Source organism: uncultured Streptococcus sp. (assembly GCF_963518475.1).
Taxonomy (GTDB): Bacteria; Bacillota; Bacilli; order Lactobacillales; family Streptococcaceae; genus Streptococcus.
The window spans coordinates 77,466-98,962 of the sequence record NZ_CAUQJA010000004.1 but is presented as its reverse complement, the minus strand read 5'-3'; the positions used below and the strand labels follow the sequence as shown (position 1 = coordinate 98,962).

At 40.2% G+C, this 21,497-nt stretch carries 22 protein-coding genes and 2 pseudogenes; 3 read left to right on the top strand and 21 right to left on the bottom strand.

All coding sequences use genetic code 11. The features are described from left to right. Positions 1–17 precede the first annotated feature (17 nt). Positions 18–1,859 carry a translational GTPase TypA gene (typA, locus tag RYK12_RS02710; RefSeq protein WP_000164111.1) on the bottom strand — a complete coding sequence of 614 codons (1,842 nt, stop codon included), beginning with the start codon at positions 1,857–1,859 and terminating at the stop codon, positions 18–20. 161 nt (positions 1,860–2,020) lie between these two features. Between typA and RYK12_RS02705 the strand changes: the two genes are divergently transcribed. Then, a complete protein-coding gene (locus RYK12_RS02705; RefSeq protein ID WP_314846768.1) occupies positions 2,021–2,746 on the top strand; it encodes a 16S rRNA pseudouridine(516) synthase in 726 nt (241 codons plus the stop codon). Between the two features lie 43 nt (positions 2,747–2,789). Here the strand turns inward: RYK12_RS02705 and RYK12_RS02700 are convergent, their stop codons facing one another. From RYK12_RS02700 to slmA, 8 genes are all read right to left on the bottom strand, one after another. Then, positions 2,790–3,017 carry a hypothetical protein gene (locus tag RYK12_RS02700; protein WP_000660081.1) on the bottom strand — a complete coding sequence of 76 codons (228 nt, stop codon included), beginning with the start codon at positions 3,015–3,017 and terminating at the stop codon, positions 2,790–2,792. Between the two features lie 88 nt (positions 3,018–3,105). Then, on the bottom strand, positions 3,106–3,486 hold the full coding sequence (locus RYK12_RS02695; RefSeq protein ID WP_314846767.1) for a rhodanese-like domain-containing protein: 381 nt from the start codon (positions 3,484–3,486) through the stop codon (positions 3,106–3,108). Beyond that, positions 3,486–3,755 carry a YqgQ family protein gene (locus RYK12_RS02690; protein WP_314846766.1) on the bottom strand — a complete coding sequence of 90 codons (270 nt, stop codon included), beginning with the start codon at positions 3,753–3,755 and terminating at the stop codon, positions 3,486–3,488. The genes RYK12_RS02695 and RYK12_RS02690 overlap by 1 nt, the downstream gene beginning before the upstream one ends. A 47-nt stretch (positions 3,756–3,802) precedes the next feature. Next, positions 3,803–4,399, bottom strand: a complete 597-nt coding sequence (locus tag RYK12_RS02685; RefSeq protein WP_314846765.1) for a response regulator transcription factor — start codon at positions 4,397–4,399, stop codon at positions 3,803–3,805. After that, complete coding sequence (locus RYK12_RS02680) at positions 4,380–5,954, bottom strand: ATP-binding protein (protein ID WP_314846764.1); 1,575 nt, start codon at positions 5,952–5,954, stop codon at positions 4,380–4,382. The genes RYK12_RS02685 and RYK12_RS02680 overlap by 20 nt, the downstream gene beginning before the upstream one ends. A gap of 80 nt (positions 5,955–6,034) precedes the next feature. Then, on the bottom strand, positions 6,035–8,050 hold the full coding sequence (locus RYK12_RS02675) for an FtsX-like permease family protein (protein WP_314846763.1): 2,016 nt from the start codon (positions 8,048–8,050) through the stop codon (positions 6,035–6,037). Between the two features lie 12 nt (positions 8,051–8,062). Continuing rightward, complete coding sequence (locus RYK12_RS02670; protein WP_049547078.1) at positions 8,063–8,797, bottom strand: ABC transporter ATP-binding protein; 735 nt, start codon at positions 8,795–8,797, stop codon at positions 8,063–8,065. Positions 8,798–9,066: 269 nt separating this feature from the next. Next, positions 9,067–9,243 (bottom strand): salivaricin M family lantibiotic, encoded by a 177-nt coding sequence (slmA, locus tag RYK12_RS02665; RefSeq protein ID WP_314846762.1) that lies wholly within the window; start codon positions 9,241–9,243, stop codon positions 9,067–9,069. Between the two features lie 549 nt (positions 9,244–9,792). Here slmA and RYK12_RS02655 point away from each other — a divergent pair. Beyond that, positions 9,793–10,701, top strand: coding sequence for a LysR family transcriptional regulator (locus RYK12_RS02655; protein ID WP_001222592.1), 909 nt, complete (start codon positions 9,793–9,795; stop codon positions 10,699–10,701). A gap of 53 nt (positions 10,702–10,754) precedes the next feature. On the opposite strand, the gene RYK12_RS02650 is transcribed toward RYK12_RS02655, so the two are convergent. The 5 genes from RYK12_RS02650 to miaA are packed head-to-tail and all read right to left on the bottom strand — an operon-like array spanning position 10,755 to position 15,206. Continuing rightward, positions 10,755–11,510, bottom strand: coding sequence for an SDR family oxidoreductase (locus RYK12_RS02650; RefSeq protein ID WP_314846761.1), 756 nt, complete (start codon positions 11,508–11,510; stop codon positions 10,755–10,757). 20 nt (positions 11,511–11,530) lie between these two features. Next, entirely contained in the window at positions 11,531–12,460 is a 930-nt protein-coding gene (gene rnz / locus RYK12_RS02645; RefSeq protein WP_314846760.1) for a ribonuclease Z, read from the bottom strand. Between the two features lie 14 nt (positions 12,461–12,474). Further along, positions 12,475–13,098 carry a cystathionine beta-lyase gene (locus tag RYK12_RS02640; RefSeq protein WP_314846759.1) on the bottom strand — a complete coding sequence of 208 codons (624 nt, stop codon included), beginning with the start codon at positions 13,096–13,098 and terminating at the stop codon, positions 12,475–12,477. Beyond that, positions 13,091–14,329, bottom strand: a complete 1,239-nt coding sequence (gene hflX / locus RYK12_RS02635; RefSeq protein WP_024057897.1) for a GTPase HflX — start codon at positions 14,327–14,329, stop codon at positions 13,091–13,093. The genes RYK12_RS02640 and hflX overlap by 8 nt, the downstream gene beginning before the upstream one ends. Next, positions 14,322–15,206: a tRNA (adenosine(37)-N6)-dimethylallyltransferase MiaA gene (gene miaA / locus RYK12_RS02630; protein ID WP_261013666.1), complete on the bottom strand. Its 885-nt coding sequence runs from the start codon at positions 15,204–15,206 to the stop codon at positions 14,322–14,324. The genes hflX and miaA overlap by 8 nt, the downstream gene beginning before the upstream one ends. A 120-nt stretch (positions 15,207–15,326) precedes the next feature. On the opposite strand from miaA, the gene RYK12_RS02625 reads away from it, so the two are divergent. After that, positions 15,327–15,497: a DUF3042 family protein gene (locus RYK12_RS02625; RefSeq protein WP_001051780.1), complete on the top strand. Its 171-nt coding sequence runs from the start codon at positions 15,327–15,329 to the stop codon at positions 15,495–15,497. A gap of 50 nt (positions 15,498–15,547) precedes the next feature. On the opposite strand, the gene RYK12_RS02620 is transcribed toward RYK12_RS02625, so the two are convergent. The 7 genes and pseudogenes from RYK12_RS02620 to pabB form a co-directional block, all read right to left on the bottom strand. After that, positions 15,548–16,387: a thymidylate synthase gene (locus RYK12_RS02620; RefSeq protein ID WP_173307440.1), complete on the bottom strand. Its 840-nt coding sequence runs from the start codon at positions 16,385–16,387 to the stop codon at positions 15,548–15,550. Between the two features lie 52 nt (positions 16,388–16,439). After that, on the bottom strand, positions 16,440–16,874 hold the full coding sequence (locus RYK12_RS02615; RefSeq protein WP_314846758.1) for a GTP pyrophosphokinase: 435 nt from the start codon (positions 16,872–16,874) through the stop codon (positions 16,440–16,442). A gap of 81 nt (positions 16,875–16,955) precedes the next feature. Next, entirely contained in the window at positions 16,956–17,915 is a 960-nt protein-coding gene (locus RYK12_RS02610) for an ROK family glucokinase (RefSeq protein ID WP_045612009.1), read from the bottom strand. 126 nt (positions 17,916–18,041) lie between these two features. After that, positions 18,042–18,179, bottom strand: a pseudogene (locus RYK12_RS02605) (Ltp family lipoprotein); the annotation flags it as partial. A gap of 15 nt (positions 18,180–18,194) precedes the next feature. Beyond that, positions 18,195–19,067: pseudogene (locus RYK12_RS02600) on the bottom strand (Ltp family lipoprotein); the annotation flags it as partial. Positions 19,068–19,116: 49 nt separating this feature from the next. Then, on the bottom strand, positions 19,117–19,734 hold the full coding sequence (locus tag RYK12_RS02595; RefSeq protein WP_314846755.1) for an alpha/beta hydrolase: 618 nt from the start codon (positions 19,732–19,734) through the stop codon (positions 19,117–19,119). Next, positions 19,735–21,456 (bottom strand): aminodeoxychorismate synthase component I, encoded by a 1,722-nt coding sequence (pabB, locus tag RYK12_RS02590; RefSeq protein WP_314846754.1) that lies wholly within the window; start codon positions 21,454–21,456, stop codon positions 19,735–19,737. Positions 21,457–21,497: the final 41 nt, after the last annotated feature.

Genomic DNA, 21,497 nt, shown 5'->3' with positions numbered 1-21,497 from the left:
TTATCTCTTTCTAGCTCTTATTCAGCTGATTTTTTCTTCTTGTTAGCTTTCTCACGCTCTGCCTTGTTAAGGATTTGTTTACGCAAACGGATAGACTCAGGCGTTACTTCCATGTACTCATCGTCATTCAAGAACTCAAGAGACTCTTCAAGTGTCAAGATACGAGGAGTCTTGATAACAGCTGTTTGGTCCTTAGTAGCTGAACGGACGTTGGTCATTTGTTTAGCCTTAGTGATGTTAACTGTCAAGTCGTTTTCACGAGAGTTTTCACCGATAATCATTCCTTCGTAAACCTCAGTACCTGGGTTGACAAAGATTGTACCACGTTCTTCGATAGACATGATTGAGTAAGTTGTAGCCTTACCAGCATCGATAGAAACAAGGGCACCACGGTGACGACCACCAATTTCACCTGGAATCAATGGCAAGTATTGGTCAAAGGTATGGTTCATGATACCGTAACCACGAGTCATTGACAAGAACTCAGTTGAGTATCCTATCAAACCACGCGCTGGAACAAGGAAGACCAAACGAGTTTGACCATTACCAGTTGAAATCATATCCAACATTTCACCCTTACGTTCAGAAAGGCTTTGGATAACAGACCCTTGGTATTCTTCTGGAGTGTCGATTTGTACACGTTCAAATGGCTCACATTTAACACCATCGATTTCTTTTACGATAACTTCTGGACGAGATACTTGAAGTTCATATCCCTCACGACGCATTGTTTCGATAAGGATTGACAAGTGCAATTCTCCACGTCCTGAAACAGTCCATTTATCTGGTGAATCAGTTGGGTCAACACGAAGGGAAACGTCTGTTTGCAATTCTGCCTGCAAGCGTTCTTCTACCTTACGAGAAGTTACCCATTTACCTTCTTTACCAGCAAATGGTGAGTTGTTAACCAAGAAAGTCATTTGAAGAGTTGGCTCATCGATGTGTAGGATTGGAAGAGCTTCTACTGCATCTGTCGGAGTAATGGTTTCACCGACAAAGATATCTTCCATACCTGAAACGGCAATCAAGTCACCTGCTTTAGCTTCTTGGATTTCACGACGTTCCAAACCAAAGAAACCGAAGAGTTTTGTAACACGGAAGTTTTTAGTTGTGCCATCAAGTTTAGAAAGGGTAACTTGGTCCCCAACCTTAACTGTACCACGGAAGACACGACCGATACCGATACGTCCAACGAAGTCATTGTAGTCCAAAAGTGACACTTGGAACTGCAAAGGCTCATCTGAGTTATCTACTGGAGCTGGGATATGGTCGATAATTGTGTCAAAGATTGGTGCCATAGTCGCTTCTTGGTCAGCTGGATCATCTGACAATGAAGAAGTTCCGTTGATCGCTGAAGCATACACCACTGGGAAGTCAAGCTGGTCATCATCTGCACCAAGCTCGATGAAAAGTTCCAAGACTTCGTCCACTACTTCAGCTGGACGAGCTGATGGCTTATCGATTTTGTTAACAACCACAATTGGGACAAGGTCTTGTTCCAAGGCTTTTTTCAATACAAAACGAGTCTGTGGCATGGTTCCTTCGTAGGCATCTACGACCAAGACAACACCGTCAACCATTTTCATGATACGCTCAACTTCTCCACCGAAGTCCGCGTGTCCTGGTGTGTCCATGATGTTAATACGAGTTCCGTTGTAGGCAACGGCTGTATTTTTAGCAAGGATGGTAATTCCACGCTCTTTTTCGATATCGTTTGAGTCCATAGCACGCTCTGCCAATTCAGTACGTGCATCAAGCGTTTCTGATTGTTTCAATAATTCATCAACGAGGGTTGTTTTACCGTGGTCAACGTGGGCGATAATCGCAATGTTACGGATATCTTCTCTTAATTTTGTCATGATTTCCTCTATAATATTCAAAATTTATTTTCTAACTGAACGATTATACCATAATTTCAAGTAAATAACATAACTCAAGCAAGTGTAAATGTTTTCACTCTGCTTTTCTTTTCACGTCAAGCCTTTTCAAAGCAAGCGACTTATGATAAGATAGGCACAGTATGCGTTTAGATAATTTATTAGCTCAAGAAAAAATCAGTCGAAAGACCATGAAGCAAGCCTTACTCAAAGAGGAAATTCTAGTCGATGGTCGCCCAGCCCACTCCCTAGCTCAAAATATCGATACAGGACTACAAGAGCTCCTCTTTCAGGACCGTATCATTCAAGGCTATGAGCACACCTATCTTATGCTTCATAAGCCTGCTGGTGTCGTTACAGCCAACAAAGACAAGAAACTTCCAACCGTCATGGACCTCCTTGCGCCTGACATCCAGTCTGATAAGCTCTATGCCGTCGGCCGACTGGACCGAGATACGACAGGACTCCTCCTCTTGACCGATAACGGTCCCTTGGGCTTCCAACTCCTCCATCCCCAATATCATGTCGATAAGACTTATCGAGTTGAGGTTAATGGACTTCTGACACCTGACCATATCCAATCCTTTCAAAAGGGAATTGTCTTTTTAGATGGTACTGTATGTAAACCCGCAAAACTAGAGATTCTATCTGCAAGTCCTTCCCTCAGTCAAGCCTCTATCACCATTTCAGAAGGAAAATTTCATCAGGTTAAGAAAATGTTTCTCTCGGTTGGTGTCAAGGTGACCTCACTCAAAAGAATTCAGTTTGGTGAGTTTACATTAGACCCAGAACTAGCAGAAGGTCAATACCGTCCCTTGAACCAAGAGGAATTGAAAATCATTAAAAACTACTTAGAGAAAAGTGGATAAAACAAAAAAGCTTTCAAATAAAGCTTTTTTTGTTTTACACTAGTTAATTCATAAAAAGAATCAATCCTAAAACCCAATTAATTACGGAAACTACAATCCCTACAATAGCTATAATTTTTTCTGTTTTATAGTCTAGTCCAGATTCTTTTTGAAGTGAGTTAGCATACAATAAACTGGTAATACCTAAACCAATACCTCCCAACGGAAATAACAAACCAAGAATAATCGACAAGATACCCACAAAAAGTGGATTTTTCTTCTTTTCTTTCATGTTCTAAGAACTCCTTAAATTTTATACAAATTAATTATACCATAAAACAATAGCTTCATCCTATCATTCGACTACTTTGGAAATAAGGTTAGCTAGTCTTCACTTTCCCTTTCCAAGAATCCAGTCCATAAGAAAGGATATAAATCTCAAAAAAACCTTGTTTTTTCAAATAAAGGGCTGCATTTGTAACCCGTTGCGCACGTTGGTTTTCGTAAAGAAGGACAGGTTTATCCTTACGAAGGGCTGCAAGACTAGTTTTCAACTGACTTGAAGGAATATTGCGGGCACCAAGAATATGTTTTCTGTGGAATTCAGCTGGGTCACGCAAATCAATCAATTGACCCGTACGAATCAAGGCTTCAAACTCCTCATTGTCCACAATTTTAGCCGCACGTCGAATACGAAGATAGTTAAAGCCCATCCACGCCAACATTGCTAGTATAAGTGCCCACAAAATCCAAGTAACCATTAGTTCATTTCTCCATTTTTCTCAATATAATTCAATTCTACCTTGTGCTCTCTGCGAAGAACTGCTTCTGCCTCTAGATAGTCCAATTTATCCATCAACCCTGCATCATAAATCCGAGAGAGTTCCAGCTTCATCAGTTCAATATCATATAAGCGTTTTCCCATGTAAACAATAATACCAAATCGTTTGAGGAATTGCTGCACATCATAGAATGTTTTCATAAGACTCATTCTAGCAAAATTTTGTGTTTTTTTCAAGAAGAGACTCACACAAGAAGTAGCACAGAAATTAAAAAAGCTGCATCTTCTGCAACTTTTTAATCTGGTGGAAAATATCCCAACTGCTCAGCGATGTGAATCGCCTCCTGCCTGTTAGTCACTCCCAATTTTGAAAAGATATTGGCCAAGTGATTGGAAACTGTACGTTTACTCACATAGACCTTGTCACAGACATCATCAATGGTCAAGCCATTTCTAACCAATTCTAGTATCTCGATTTCTCGTGGTGTTAGCACCTCTACCATCACTTCATCTGAAAAGATCTTACCTCCTAGATGAATCTTTTCCAGTTTTTTCACCAACTCATCTGGATCTATACTTTTATCTAGAAAGCCATAAGCCCCCATAGCTTTAGCTCGGTGTTCATACATCTTTTTGCTGTATCCCGTCAAAATTACAACCTTACTAGAACAACCATTGTCGATAATCTCTTGTGCCAAGGTCAGCCCATCATCTTGATACAGACTCGTCAGGTTGATATCAATCAAAATAATGTCGTAGTCATTAAAAGCAATCTCCGAAATAGTCGAAAAATTATCTACTAACTGGACCTTTTTAATGTTTTCCGATAACTCTAAAATCATCTTGATACTTTGGCTAAATAATTTATGATCATCAATTAACAAAATTTTCATAACACAACTCCTTATCAATCGGGAGAGTAATTTCTACACGAAATCTCTTATTATTTTCAAAAATCTGCATTTGACCACCTAAAACACTAATTTTATTAGACATATTTTTCAAGCCATAACCTAAGGATTTTTTTGTTTGAAGGCAGTCATTTTCAGAGATTATAAAAATAGCGTCATCATGCACATCAATCTTCAAAGAAATCCTTCCACCACTAGCGTACTTAACGGCATTGGTCGCCAATTCCTCAACCAGACGATAGGCAATTTTATCGTAAGGAGATAAAAGCCTAAAGTGGACAGGAAACTGTGTGACAACTTCATTTTCTGCGTGATAGCGCTTGACAATCCGATTAATCAGCCCTTGATACTGGATGTCTAACTGCTCGTCTGTTTCTACCATTGGCTGATAATAATCCATCCGCTCACGAATCCGCTGAACCAACTCCTCTGTCACCAGATTGATCTGTTCACCAAAAGCTTGATTGCTACTATATTTATTAAAATTTTTTATCGCCATCACATTTTGCAGGATTTCATTGTGAAGAAATTCGGAGAACTGTTGTTCTGTGTCTTCATTTGCCAGCAGACTTTTCACCATACGGTTACGCTTTAAAAAGAGAACTTTTACATAATCCCTAGCATCTAGCATTTCAGCAGAACGAAAAAGGCGAATCAATTCTTCCGAACAAATCCCGAACAATAGTAACATGATATTCAATACCAAAAAGCTCGTGTTTAAGTCTAAATGAAAGATGATGAAAATGCCTACTAACAAAAACATAACCAGTAAAAACAAGCGTGAAAAAGCTTTTATATAGGACAATTTTAACTCTGATACCTTTTTTTGAAGAGAGCTGATAATCGTTTTGAAGTGTAAAAAAGCTAAAATGCCAACAATTTCCAGATACCAGACTAGGTTCATCACTCCTGAGCCCCTCGTATTGATATACAAAAAGAAATAAGAAAGAGGCAATATTAAAGCTAATATCCACAAATTTCGTCTCTGATACTTGAGTTTACTTTTCAACTCTTTATGATATAAAATCAGTAAAATCAAGGGAACAAGGTTTAAAAAGAAAGACGCAAACAAGGACAGAAATAGAAAAATTGAAGGACTTAACAGATACGAACTAATGGTGATTAGTGTCAACACAAAGGACACACTCAACAGTTCTTCTCCTATTTTCTCTCCCAGAAAGATAATAGACAGAGAACTATACACCAATAAAAAAGAGTTGAGCGGATGAAGAATATCAAAAAAGTGCAACAGGGTGCTCGCAACTCCTTGATTAAATATGGATTGCCAGCTAATGAGAAACATCATCAGGAGCAACCAAAGTTTCAACTCACTATAGCGAAAGGTCACAATATTACAAATATAGCTAAATACAATTAAAGCAATAATCAGCAATAAAACCATCTGCAAGGAAAAATCTGTCGAAAAGTCCAGAGGGATCCTATAATAAATATAAATCATTAAAGCTAGATGATTAAAAATCGTCAACCACCACAATAAAAGTGAGTTTTTCGAGAGCGATTTGACAAACTGTTTCATATGTATCTACTTCCTGAACTACTTTAATATTATTATAACACAATACCAGAATTGCAGGATAGGCAACTCTGGTATTTGACTTAATTTTCAATAATTTGCCAACTTACTCTGTAAGTCACTAGCAGGTAAAGGACAAAGAGTAAAACCGCTATTCCCAGATAGGTGATATCAATAGAAATGCTGGTATTAGCGAAATTCTCAAAATATCCCAAAAGAGCGGTACTCAAGGCAAATGCTAGCGGACCTGCGATGACCAGCGGAACCAAGAAATAACTTAGAATCTGTTGCAAAAGAATAAAGCGATTTTGCTTTCTCTTGTTCCCAAGAAGGTATAAGATTTGATAATCATTCACACTATCTAAAGCACTTGTAGAAGTTTGAAGGGACAAGATACTGAGGGAAATAATGATAAAAATAACACTGACAAAAATCATGACAAAGACAATGACGCCCATAAATCCAAGGTAAACCTCAAAAATACTTCCTTTCGTTTGATAGGTGAACGAATTCAACTCTGCTCCATCACGAGTGAAGTAGTATTTTTCAATCCACTGACTCAAGAATGTTTCTACTTCCCGTTTGTCAATGTTTTCTTTAAAATTAGCAACATAGGTCGTGTGGTCTTCCGTCAATCCAACTACTACCTTATCTGGTACAATCAAGGTTCCTGCGTCATTTAGACCTACTGAAGATAAAAAGTAAACTGTTTCAAGTGGCTTCGAAGAGGCAAGGTTGAGAGAATGACCGTTAATCATGAGGGTTTTGGTCGTTGATAGAAAGTCCTGAATCTGCTTGGCAGTTCCTTTATAATTGGCATTGACTAGAAATTGGTCTTCTGACAAGTCAACCGCTTTTTTCCCTTGCAGTTTGCGGAGGTGATTGTAGGCAGAAATTCCTAAAATCGGTACTTTTGATTCAGGAAGTTTCTTATCATGCTCCCAGAGATTGCTGGTATCAATCAAATCTTTATAGATTACATCACTAGAATAGCTAGGATAGCTGTACTCCTCTTTGATGAGGTTAAAGTCAAATCCATCTGCTTTCAGCCTATCTTTTACAGAATCCTGAGCAAATTGGAACTCTTGACCACGATAAAGATTGACAGTTACATCATAAGGTGAGTATTTGTTCAGCTCTCGGTTCATAGTCGTATAGGCACTACCACTAAAAACGAGTAAGCTGAGAGCCAGTGTCAAGGTCAAGGATAAGACAGCCAACGTGACCGAATTACTATCAGCTTGTTTTGAAAATTGACGGATTTTAAAAGTGTTTAGTTTGTTATAGTAGGTTTGAGGCAGTTTTCTAAGGGAGACCAAGATAAAATGGCTCAAGGTATTGTAAAATAAAATCACAAAAATCACGAAGACAGATACCAGCAAGATACCCCAGCTTTTCAAGAATGATAGATGGTGATAGTCTGAAAAATAGAGAGCACCAAAACCGATAACAGCTGTCGAAAGAATAAAGAGAAGTGCTTGAAGAACTGGCTTGCCTTTTGCCAAGACAGATTTCTTGACCCCATTCTCTTGAATAAGTGCAATGATATTTTGCTTTCTAAAGGTAAGAATGTCCATGACACCAACAATAAAACTGGTTACAAAATAGGAATAAACTAGTAAGATGACAGACTTGCTATCAAAGAACAGCAGACTACCAAAGTAATTGGCCATAAAAAACTCAGATGCAATCTTAGCTAGAATGACCAGTAAGATCAATCCAAGCAAGAAACCTAGAATCAAGGAAAAGATATTGACCAGCATGGTTTCAAAGAACAGGGTACGGATAATCTGCTTCTTCTTCATTCCCAGCGTTGCATAAAGTCCCAGCTCTTTCTTGCGCCGTCCCAGCACAAAATTTGTGGCGTAAACGATGAGAAAGGCAATCGCCGATAGAATCAGATAGGAAAGCAAGCCCATGTACTGGCTCATCACCGTCGTCAACATTTCCTTTGCCCCTGATAAACTTTGCATCACTGGATGGCTTGGTAAAGCATTAAAAGCGTAGAGCAAGCTATAAATCAATGTCAGACTGAAAAAATAGATGGTATAAGTCTGTAAATTTCGGAATACATTTCGTAAAATCAATTTTGGATACATACTCTCACCCTCCTATCTGGTACGACTGTAAATCTCTTGCAAATACTGTTCATTAGATAAGCTGTTACGTTCCAAATCATCCATAATCTTTCCATCTCTAAGTAGCACCATCCGTGAAGAGTACTTTGCTGCGGCAGGGTCATGCGTAACCAGTAAAATGGTAATACCAAAACTTTTATTGATTTCCTGCAAAAGTGCCATCAGTTTTTCAGAATTGGCAGAGTCCAAGGCTCCTGTCGGCTCATCTGCGATAATCAGTTTAGAATCATCAATCAAGGCTCTAGCAGTTGCCACGCGTTGTCGCTGACCACCTGATAACTGATTAGGAAACTTATCTTTTAAGTTTTGGATGGCCAACTTATCCAAAATTTCCTCAATCTTATCTTGATGTTTTTTGATATTTTTCCCCTGAATTTGAAGAGGTAGAACAATATTTTCATAGACCGTCAAGGTTTCCACCAAGTTGTAGGCTTGGAAAATATAGGAAATGTTTTTAGCACGATAGTCAGCTAGTTCATTTTCCTTGGCATGGATGATGTCAAAATCTTCAAATCGAATCTCACCTGACGTTGGTTTATCAATCGTTGAAATACAGTTGAGGAGTGTTGTTTTTCCACTACCACTGGCACCCATAATTGCCAGAAATTCACCTTTTTCAACGGACAAGTTCACATCTAATAAAGCACGAACGATATTATCCCCTTGACCAAATGTTTTCGTTAATCCTGTCACAATAAGCTGTTTCATCATTTCATTCCTCCGTTTCTTTATTACACTCTCATTATACGGTTTCTTTCAAGGTTTGCCATGAGTATTTTGTGCAATATATTCAAGTTATAAAAAACCGATGCCTTTTTCAGGTATCGGTCGATATTGATTATTTGCGATCGTTTCTTTTTTTCATAAAGTAAACAATCCCTATGACAAGAACTCCTAAGACCAGTACAGGTGCATAGAAGTATAGTGTTCCAATAATTGCTTCCATTTTATCCTCCTGTCAAAGAATAGAGGTGGTTTTATCCACAGCGCACGTTTGGCGAAGTACATTCATAAGAATGTGTAAACCACCAACCACAGCGACCCTGTACTGTTAATCTAACAGCCGTACGCCACCCTGCAGCAGATTTACCATTCAACTCTTGGCTATTAATTTCATAATCCAAAGAATCAATCTCAAAGTTGTCTTGTTTCATTTGTATTTCTCCTTGTAAATATAACATCAAATCAAAATGTTGTCAATGTTTTGTAATAAAATACTAGATTTTTCCTTTTGTTTTATCTAACAATGAACATTATTTGTCGTACACTCATAGGAACAGGTGAAACACAATCCACAGCGACCTGCTAGTGTCATTTTAAAAGCTGTGTACCACTAGCTCCTGATTTCCCGAAAAGTTCTTGGTTTTCAACCTCGAAACTTAGAGAATCAATCTCTGGACGACTTGTATTTTTAGCCATAAGGTTGCCTCCTTCCTTCTTTTAGATGATCATCTTTACAATAACTAGTATAAACTCTAGTACTGGATAAGTAATGAGTAAATCGTGCAAGTTTCTTATTTTCGAGTAAAATTTTTATATTTCCCAATTAAAGACAGCTGAACAATATCTTGCTCAGCTACTTTTTTACCCTATTTAAGTTATTTAGAATTTTCTTCTTAGTTACTTTACAAGAGACTTACACAATACTCCTGATTTTCCTATCATCCTTGGCGATTCTGTCGCAAGTATGGTACAATAAAAACATGAGAATTCAACAATTACATTATATTATCAAAATAGTCGAAACTGGCTCCATGAATGAGGCAGCCAAACAGCTCTTTATCACTCAGCCTAGTCTTTCCAATGCTGTGAGAGATTTGGAAAATGAAATGGGCATTGAAATCTTTATCCGCAATCCCAAGGGAATCACCTTGACCCGTGATGGGATGGAGTTTCTCTCTTATGCCCGTCAGGTTGTCGAGCAAACTCAACTTCTGGAGGAACGCTATAAAAATCCTGTCGCCCACCGCGAACTCTTTAGCGTTTCCTCCCAGCACTATGCTTTTGTGGTCAACGCCTTTGTATCGCTACTCAAGAAAAGTGATATGGAAAAATACGAGCTCTTCCTTCGTGAAACGCGGACTTGGGAAATTATCGACGACGTCAAGAATTTCCGTAGTGAGGTCGGTGTCCTATTTTTGAACAGCTACAACCGTGATGTTTTAACAAAAATGCTGGATGACAACCATCTGCTGGCTCACCATCTCTTCACAGCCCAGCCCCATATCTTTGTCAGCAAGACCAATCCTCTGGCAAAGAAGGACAAGGTGAAACTGTCTGATTTGGAAAACTTCCCTTACCTCAGCTATGACCAGGGAACACACAACTCTTTCTACTTCTCAGAGGAAATCCTTTCCCAAGAACACCACAAAAAATCCATCGTGGTCAGTGACCGTGCCACCCTCTTTAATCTCTTGATTGGTTTAGATGGTTACACCATTGCAACAGGGATTTTAAACAGCAATCTCAACGGAGACAACATCGTTTCCATCCCACTGGACATCGATGACCCCATTGAGTTGGTCTATATCCAACATGAAAAAACCAGCCTATCAAAGATGGGCGAACGCTTTATCGACTATCTACTAGAAGAAGTCCAGTTTGATAGTTGAGAAAAAATAAGAACCAATATGTAGGCTAGCAACAACCTGCATATTGGTTCTTTTTACTTATAATTAAAAGTCTCCCCTGCCAGCTTATCAGCTAGCTTTGGAAAGAGGGTATAAAACTTATGAGCTAGGTTCAACAAAACTGGGAGATTGAGTTCCCGTTTATTTTTTCCTATAATCTTGACAATCTTTTTAGCCACTGTATCTGGTTCTAGCAGGAAACGGTCAACCGACTTAAGATAAGTCCCATCTGGGTCCGCTTTGTCAAAAAATCCTGTTCGGATTGGTCCTGGATTAACCGTTGTCACATAGACACCATAAGGCATGAGTTCTAATCGTAGGGCATTTGAAAAACCAATAGCCGCAAACTTAGTTGCTGAGTACAAACTAGACTTAGCTGTTGCAATCAAACCTGCCATGCTAACAATATTGATGATATGGCCTTTTCGACTTTCCTTCATTCGAGCCGCAAGGCGACGAGACAGATTCATTAGGGCAAAGGTATTGACCTCGAACATCTGATGAATATCTTGGTCAGAAATCTGGTAAAATTCCTCAAAAATCCCGTAACCAGCGTTGTTTATCAAAACATCAATCTTGCCATAACGGAGATAGAGGTCTGCTACCAGAGTTTCTAAGGCTGAATCATCGGTAATATCGATTTCAATCAATTCTGCACGGGGATGGTTTCCGTAGAGTTGGGCTAATTTTTCCTTATTTCTACCAAGCAAGATGAGTTGGTCATTTGGCAAGAGTTTGACTATTTCTTGGGCTAGACCACCGCTAGCTCCGGTAATGAGAATAGTAGGCATACTTATCCTTTCTCAATCTTTTAGATTTCCACTTCTTCCAAGTCTTTGACCACATGGACATTTTCAAAAATGCTAGCAGCATCTTTTTTGAGCTTGCTGATATCTTTTGAGAGGAAACGGGCACTGATATGGTTGAGCAAGAGGCGTTTGGCTCCTGCTTCTACCGCTACTTGTGCAGCTTGCATGTTAGTAGAGTGGCCATGGTTACGAGCAATTTTTTCATCACCCTTGCCATAAGTGGACTCATGGACAAGGACATCTGCATTGACAGCCAGACGCACACTGGCATCCGTTTTGCGAGTGTCACCCAGAATAGTGATAATTTTACCTGGACGTGGGGCTGAGATATAGTCTGACGCCTTGATTTCAGTCCCATCTTCTAAAACAACGTCCTGACCGTTTTTAATTTTTCCAAAAAGTGGGCCAAATGGGACACCAGCAGCCTTAAGTTTTTCAGCATCCAGCGTTCCTTCCAAGTCCTTTTGAATGACACGATAGCCAACACAGAAAATAGTATGATCCAGCTCCTCTGCATACACCGTAAATTTATCGGTCTCAAGGATTTTTCCTAGAGAATCTTGGTCAAACTCATGAAAATGAATACGGTAAGGCAGGCGCGAACCTGACACACGAAGGCTGGTTAAGACAAATGACTTGATTCCTTGAGGTCCATAGATTTCCAAATCTGTCTGCTCTTCATTGGCCTGAAAGGCACGACTAGAAAGGAAACCTGGCAAGCCAAAGATGTGGTCTCCATGTAGGTGGGTAATAAAGATTTTGCTGACCTTACGTGGTCGAATTGTGGTTTCCAGGATGCGATTTTGCGTACCTTCTCCACAGTCAAAGAGCCAGACTTCGTTAATCTCGTCCAAGAGTTTCAGGGCGAGACTTGAAACGTTGCGGGCTTTAGAGGGCTGACCTGCCCCCGTTCCTAAAAATTGAATATCCATTCGATACTTTCTAATTAATCAATATATAACATGGCTGTGCGGTTTTCCGATCGGAAATAGCGCTTGCCAGAAAAAGCAACAGCTTCTTGCAATAAATCCTCTTGGCTATAACCTTTAAGACGCTTGCGACCATCAGTTAAGATTTCTAAATCAGTCAAAGCTGTGATATTTTCCATGCTAACAACTTCCTCGTCCCCGACAGCCTTCATGTAAATCTTACCAGACTCTTCAAAGACCAGTTGATGGGGGAAAATTTGCGCAATTTCAAAGAGCAAATCTTCTGAAATAACCTCTTTATTTTCAGAGAAAATTCGACCCAGACCCTCACTCTCATAACAAAAACCAAAGGATTTGCCAGACAGATTAAGTCGAATAAAAGGCTTGTTTTCTAGGGTGAAACTAGGTTCAGCATTGAAGAGGTTTAATTCCTGACTGAGTTCCGAAAAATAATCCGTCGCAACCTCAGGACTCTTTTTCTGGTAGAGTTCTGCAAAGTAAGCATTGACCACGCTAGGCGGAGGAGTGATCAGTGCCAACTGCTCTTGCTCTGTTTTACCAGCTAGAAGTTGATCCAGATAGACCTTGTCTAGACTTGTATAGCCCCCATATTTTAGAGCTAAGGTTTTAATATCAGTCATAAAATTCTTCTAACCTCCATTTGTTTTTCTCAGAAATGTAGCCTGTAATCACTTCGCCGTCTTCCTGATAATCACGTTCTTCCAGAATCGCAACACTTTCTAAATCATGAATCTTGTAGGACTTTGAAAAAGGCACGCGCAGGGTAAAAGATTCAAAAATATCCTTGATTTTCTCTAAAAATAGTGCCTGCAAATTCTCACGACTATCCTCAGACTTGGCAGAAATGAGGGCGTATGGTGTTTGGGTAGGCGTAAAATCCTCCACCAAATCCGCTTTATTGTAGAGGGTCAAGCGAGGAATATCTTCCATATCCAAGTCTTTCATGATGGACAGGACTGTTTTTTCATGCTCCTCATGATAAGGATTGCTGGCATCGATGACATGAACCAGAAGATCCACATGCTTGCTTTCTTCCAAGGTTGACTTGAAACTGGACACCAACTCTGTCGGCAAATCTTGGATAAAGCCCACGGTATCTGTCAAAGTTACTTGAAGATTGCCCCCTAGATGAATACTCTTAGTCGTCGCGTCCAGAGTCGCAAAGAGCTCGTCAGCCTCATACTGGGTCTTACTGGTTAAGGTGTTCATGATAGTTGACTTCCCAGCATTGGTGTAACCAATCAAACCAATCTTAAAGGTGCTTGACTCCAAACGTTTTTCTCTGACAGTCGCCCGATTTTTCTCAACCACCTTGAGCTGGCGCTCGATATCCGTGATTTGATTGCGAACGCTACGACGGTTCAGCTCCAACTGGCTTTCACCAGGTCCACGGGAACCAATTCCCCCTGCCTGACGGCTGAGCATAATTCCCTGACCAACCAAGCGAGGCAAGAGATATTTGAGCTGGGCTAGGTGGACTTGGAGTTTCCCTTCATGACTTCGAGCCCGCATGGCAAAGATATCCAAAATCAACTGCATACGGTCAATGACCTTAACACCCAGAACTTCTTCTAGATTGACATTTTGCCTTGGGGTCAGACGGTTGTTGACGATGACAGTGGTAATTTCTTCTGCATCCACCATGAGCGCAATTTCTTCTAACTTACCAGAGCCGACGAAGGTCTTGGAATCATATTTTTCACGTTTTTGTCTGTAGCTATCGACTACGACTGCCCCAGCTGTCTTAGCTAGACTGGCCAATTCTTCCATAGAGAGATCAAAATTGTCCATGCCCTGCAATTCCACACCTATGAGCAGAACCCGTTCCTCTTTTTTCTCCGTTTCAATCATCTAAAAACTCCTCTATCTGGCTTAAAATGCGGTCTTGCACACCAGATTCTCCAATCTGATAAAAGGTGACCTGCATGCGATTACGGAACCAGGTCAACTGACGCTTGGCAAAACGACGGGTAGCCTGTTTGAGACTCTCACTAGCTTCTTCCAAGGTCTGCTCTCCACGGAAATAAGGAAAGAGTTCCTTATAGCCAATTCCTTTAGCAGCCTGCACATCAGGGTAATGGTCAAAGAGCCACTTAGCCTCATCCAAAAGCCCAGCCTCAAACATCAAGTCCACGCGGTGATTGATACGCTCATATAATTGACTGCGTTCATCATCCAAGCAGATAATCAGCGGTTCATATAGACTCTCTTGATTTTCCAAATCCTGACCAAAATGGGCAATTTCCAAGGCACGCATAGCACGACGACGATTAAACTGGGGAATTTCAAGACCTGCTTGCGCCACAAGATGAGCTAATTCCTCATCTGTATAGGGCTCCAAGCTAGCTCGATAGGCCAAAATCTCTTCATGGGGAGTCTCTCCACCGAGATGATATCCTTCTAGTAGACTCTGTATGTAAAGTCCTGTTCCACCAGCGATAATGGCAAGCTTGCCACGACTATGAATTTCCTCAATAGCCATCTTAGCTTCTGAAACAAAATCAAAAGCCGAGTAAGACTCGGTTACCTCTCTAACATCGATTAAATGATGGGGAACAGCTGCCTGCTCTTCTGGACTAGCCTTGGCCGTCCCAATATCAAGTCCTCGATAGACTTGCTGGCTATCTCCACTAACCACTTCGCCATTAAAACGCTTGGCAACTTCAATGGCAAGGGCTGTTTTTCCAACTGCAGTCGGTCCAACAATCACAATTATTTTTGTTTTCATCTTTTTTCCTTGAAAAATTCCCATTTTTTCGTTACTATTATTATAACACAAAAAGGTCAGTCAGAAAAATGTGACCTCTTGAGGAGGCTGGCTGATTAAGAAGATAAAGGAGGAAGACTCATGGCTAAAGGATTCGCTAAAGGTCTTGTAACAGGTGTCGCAGGAACTGTCGCTGCCGTCGCAGGTGCAGTATACGCATTTAAAAAGAAAGTGATCGAACCAGAAGAGCAAAAAGCAGCTTTCATCGAAGAAAACCGTAAAAAAGCAGCTCGTCGCCGCGTATCACGTTAAGAAACAAAAGAAGTTGGGATTCATTGTCTCAACTTCTTTTTTCTATTCTTTTAAATAGCTAGGTCAAACTTCAACTGTGGCTTGACAGGGTCATAATCCACCAACTCAAAGTCTTCTGCTTTGATATCAAAGAAACTAGTCCCATCAGGAACATTTAAAACCAAGCGTGGTTGGCAGTTTGATGGCTCACGACGGAGCAATTCCTGAGCTTGTTCAAATTGATTATCATAGATATGGAGGTTGTTGATAAAGTAGAAGAACTTTCCAACCTTCCAGCCAAAATGCTTGGCAATCATCATTTGAAGAGCCACATACTGCATAGCGTTGATATGGTGGGCCACCAGCATATCGTTCGAACGCTGGGTCAAGGTCGCATCCAGATAGATTTCTCCATCTACACGGCGGACATCAAACATAGTCTGAAAGGCGCACGGGAGCAACCCATCTGTTTCTTCGAAAGCTTGGTAATCCCAGAGAGAGATAATATTGCGGCGGTTCCAAGGGTTGGCTTCCAACTGCTTGAGAAGCTTATTGATGATGTCGTGTTTCTTAACGACCGCCCCGTAACGCTCACCAATAGTTCCTGTATCACCCACTTCCCAGTCATTCCAATAGTGAACATTGTACTTGTCATTGAGAACTTCTAGGCTATTTGACTGGTCTTGGTAAATCCAGAGCACTTCCTTTATGGCGGATTTGATTGCAATGGGACGCAAGGTTGTGATGGGGAATTCCCCTTTTGCTAAGTCATACTCTGCAAAGGCACCCGTTACATACTTGGAATTAGCAACAGTCCCATCCTTGTACTTAGGACGAGCCTGCTCAGAAAAGACACCGTCTTTGAGGATTCGTTCAATATTTTCTTTAAAAATAGTATCTGCTTTTGTCATTCTCTCTCACCTCATTCATTGTCCTAACTAGTATAGCATAAAAAAAGATTTTCTACATGCTCAGATAATCAATCGCTTTTTTATATTTTTCTAATCGTTCCAAATCATTCTCAGTCAAAGAACTAAGTCTAGATAAATCTGAATTATGTTTCAAATCTGCTAATTTGACACAACGTGCTATAGGATTCGATTTAACAAGTTCCAAATATTGTTGATAATCTTGTCCCTTTTTCTTGGTCAGTACCTGCACTGCAGTAACAACAGTCTCTGGTAAACCAGCCAATATTAGTTCTTCTGCTGTATAAGGGCTATCTTCAAGAACATCGTGCAATAGAGCGACTGCTTTTTCTTCTTGCGTATCGACCAGACTTGCTACAAAAAGAGGGTGTTTGATATAAACTACTCCAGCCTTATCATATTGTCCCTCATGTGCTTTTTTTGCGATGGACAAAGCCAATTCAAACATGGATTGTTCTGACTTATTCATTTAAAATTTCCTTTCTAAAATCAAAAAGTTAATGATCTTGAAAAAGAGCCTGATGAATCACCAAGCTCTGTCATTTCTATCTTATTGTAAAACAAGTGAAGCTGCTCCGATAACTCCAGCATCATTTCCTAGAGTTGCAAGAGCTAATTTAGTAGATGTGCGTACTTGTGGGAAAGTATTTTCATCGTAGACTTTTTGAACACCTTGTAGAAGGAATTCTCCTGCAGCTGACACACCGCCACCGATAACGATTGTTGATGGGTTGAGGATTGAACCGATATTAGCACAAGCGATTCCCAAGTAACGTGAGAAGTTACGATAAACGATCAAAGCAAGGTCGTCTCCTTCTTTTGCAAGGTCAAAGACAGTCTTAGCAGTTACTTCTTCTCCGTTATCAATCAAGCGTTTCAAGGCTGCATCGCCTTCGTATTCATCAGCATAGCGACGAGTCAAGTTGACAATCCCTGTTGCTGAAGCAACTGTCTCAAGGCAACCTTTCTTACCGCAAGTACATGCGATTGGTTGGTCAAAGTCAACAGAAATGTGGCCAAGCTCACCTGCCGCACCAGCAACACCGTGAAGCAATTTGCCTTCAGCGACGATACCGCCACCAACACCAGTACCGAGTGTCATAAAAACAACGTCTGGTTGGTTATCACCAGCCCCCATCCAACGCTCACCAAGAGCTGCTACGTTGGCATCATTATCGATGAAAAATGGAATGCCCAAGGCTTTTTCAATCTTTTCTTTGATTGGTTGAAGGGTTTTCCAGTTGAGGTTGTAGGCACCAATAACAGTTCCTTTTTCACGGTCAACCACACCTGGTGACCCCATTCCAATACCTTGGAAGTCCGCTGCCACCAATCCAAGCAAGTCCAAACGGTGTTGAATAGACTCAATCATATCATCTACGATATGACTTCCCTCATCCAAAATGTTAGTCTTGATAGACCATTTTTCTTGGATTTCTCCTGCTGTTGTTAAGATTGCAAATTTGATAGAAGTTCCACCAAGGTCAATCCCAATAATCTTTTGACTCATCATATTCTCCTTTTTCATTATGAATTAATTGAAAATGCTTACAGTAATAGTATAACAAAATTCACTCATTTATGCAAAGGTTTGCGTAAATGAATTATAAGGAATTTTTTCGCCTAACAGTATCTGTTAATCATCTAAATGATCAATTGCATATTGAGCTTCCTCTTCTGTAAAGCCATCTATATAAGAGGTCAATTGATTGAAAAGACCAGATTTAGACATATTAAATAATTTTCTATAGTTCTTAGCATTAAATAAGGCATTATATTTATAATCGGCTTCTAAATGATCAATTGCATATTGAGCTGCATCATTTGAAAATTTATCGAAATCAGAAGTTAATTGACTATACATACGTTTTTTTGACATGTGGAATAACGAATTATAACTTTTTGCCTTTCCTAAAGCAGTCGAATATTCACTATTGCTATCATTACTAGAAGAAGCTGTATTTGCTTGACTTTCCTTCCAAACTCCATCAGCGCCAACATAATAACGTCCACCATCAACCCATTCATTGACAGCCATTTTACCATCTGATTTCAAATAGTAATTCCCTTGCCATGCACTATAAACATAAGATCCATCTGATTTTAGATAATACCAAGCTTGGTAAGTAGCATCATAAACCCATTCATTGACAGCCATTTTACCATCTGATTTCAAATAGTAATTTCCTTGCCATGTACTATAAGCATACGAACCATCTGATTTCAAGTAATACCAAGCTTGATAAGAATCATCATAAATCCATTCGCTCTGGGCCATTTTTCCGTCTGATTTCAGGTAATAGCTTCCCTGCCAAGCATTTTTTACTGGATTTCCATTTTCATCAAAGTAGTACCAAGCACCGTCCTGCTTAACCCAACCACTTGTTGTTGCTGAACTTGTATCAGTTTGAGTTGTAGTCTCTTGTTTTGCTTTGAAGGCACCCTTAGGGGCATTCTCCAATTCGCAAGCCACACCATCATGGTCGCGATCTAACTTGGCAGAATAACCAGGATCCCCCTCGTGAATATCTACGTATCCATTCGCCCAAGCTTCTTTACAACTAGAAAAATGAATGTTTTCTTCTGCTAACACAGGTTGTGAAAACAAGGCTAAAACTGGCAAGGTAGCCAGACTCATTTTTAAAAATAGACGTTTATTCATTTCTTTCTCCTATAACGATGTTATCGATTTCACTATTATTTTATCAAACTTATTTCAGCAATTCAAGGAAAGGTTTAATCTGTTCAGCAAACTCTTTTGGTTTAGCCTTATTCAAGACATGAGGACCATCTGGTATAATCTGAAATTGAGATTCTGATATTAGTTTATGAAGACTTCTCATAGAATTAAGATTCGGTTTATCTTTGCTGCCACAAATTAGTAAGGTTGGATAAGGACAAGTTCTTGATATATCAGTTAAATCAAGTGTCTTCAATTCCTCAGAAACTCCGACCATAAGAGCTTTGTCTGCTCCCTGTTTTTCAAATACTCTTTTGGGAAGTAATTTAAATATCAGCAATTGAACATAAAATAGGATATTCCCTGCTAATTTTAGCGGGCATCCTGATAGAACCAAAGCTCGAAGATTTGGTAAATCATAACTAGATAGTTCTAATGCCAGGGCAGCACCTAAGGACAATCCAACCAAAACAAAAGGTTCTGTCTCTTGAGCTAGATGCTGATAAACTCGCTCTTTAGCTTGTTGATAGTTGCTAACTCCAGAAGGAAATAACTCTAGGGCTTCAGAAGGATAATCTACAAGCAACTCTTGCACTTCTTTCCAACTATCTGCTGACTGGCCTAATCCATGTAAAAATATTAGTTTCATTTAGTTCTCCCTTACTGACAATTCATACAAGCCCCTCACCGCGTTACAGCCATAGATGGCTTCTGCTTGGGCAAAATCTGCCAAGGTCAAAACTTTCTCTTCTACCTCTCCTGTTTCCAGCAAATGTTGACGGTAAATTCCTGGTAAGATTCCCAGTCGGATAGATGGTGTATAGAGTTTCCCATCAATCTTCAGAACCAAATTTCCAATAGAGGTTTCAAGCAATTCTCCTCTTTGATTATGGTAAATCTTCTCCTGTTCCCCTAGGCTCAAGTGAGGTCGGTGGCTTGTTTTGAAGTAGGTAAATGATTGATTCAAATCCGCTTCTTGCAGACAAAGTTTGGCCTGACAAAAACTTGGACTAAGGGGTGTTAAGATTTGACGACTGAGTTCTATCTCTCCAGATTTGCTGAGAGAAATACGCAAACGGTAATCTTGATTATCATCACAAGCTTGACACTCTTCCTCTATCTTTTGTTTCAAGTTTTCTGAATCAAATGGAAAGGCAAAATACCGACTAGCTTTTCTCAGCCTTTCCAGATGTTCTTCTTCAAACATCAGTTGTTTTTGGCTGATTTTTCCAGTTGTAATTAATTGGAAGCGAACTTGTTTACGATAGAGAACAGCTGCCTTTTGATGAACCTCGCGGTATTCAGATTCCCAAGTGCTATCCCATGTAATACCTCCGCCAACTCCATAGATAGCTTGTCCCTTGTAGAGTTGAATGGTCCGAATGGCCACATTAAAAATCCGTCGTCCATTTGGAAGCAAGAGACCAATCGTTCCACAGTAGACTCCACGCGGTTGTGGCTCCAAGTCCTTTATAATCTCCATAGTCGCAATTTTCGGTGCACCCGTTATAGATCCACAAGGAAAGAGAGAACGGAAGATTTCAACAAGGTCAACATCCTCTCGCAACCGACTCTTGATGGTCGAAGTCATCTGCCAAACCGTTGAATACTGTTCTACTTGACAAAGACGCTCCACGTGCTCACTCCCCACTTCAGAAATACGGTTCATATCGTTGCGCAAGAGGTCCACAATCATCATGTTTTCAGAGCGATTTTTGGGATCCTGTTTCAACCAACTAGCCTGTTCAAGATCTTCTTGGTCAGTTACCCCACGCTGAGTCGTTCCCTTCATTGGTCGCGTTGTCAACTCACGGTCATTTTGCTCAAAAAAGAGCTCTGGGCTCATGGAAATCACTGCCATCTCGTCATGTTCAACATAAGCATTGTAGCCCGCCTCCTGCTCTACTACCATACGATTGTAGATGGCAAAAGGATTGGCACTTAATTTTTGCTTGAGTTGGACGGTGTAGTTGACCTGATAGGTGTCTCCCTGCCGCAAATGATGATGTATCTGTGCAATCGCCTTTTCATAGTCTGCTGCAGATGTTACTTCCTGCCAGTTTGAAGGCAAATCAACCTCGTCATAAATCAGAGGAATAGAGGATGTTTCTACCCTATCATGAACTGTAAAATATAGCAGGTACTCTGCCAGTAAAGGCGCTTTATGAACTGCTAATTTCTCCTCAAAAGCAGGTGCAGCCTCGTAGCTGACATAGCCCACCACATAATAGCCTTGCTCTTGGTAGCTTTCCACTTGTGCCAGCAAATCTGCCACTTCTGCTACATTTCTCGTTTTCAACTCTTTAATGGGCTGGGTAAAGGTGTATCTCTCTCCCAAAGCCCTAAAATCAATCACTGTTTTTCTATGCATATTTCAAGTATAGCATAAAAAGGCAGATTCAGACAAAGCTG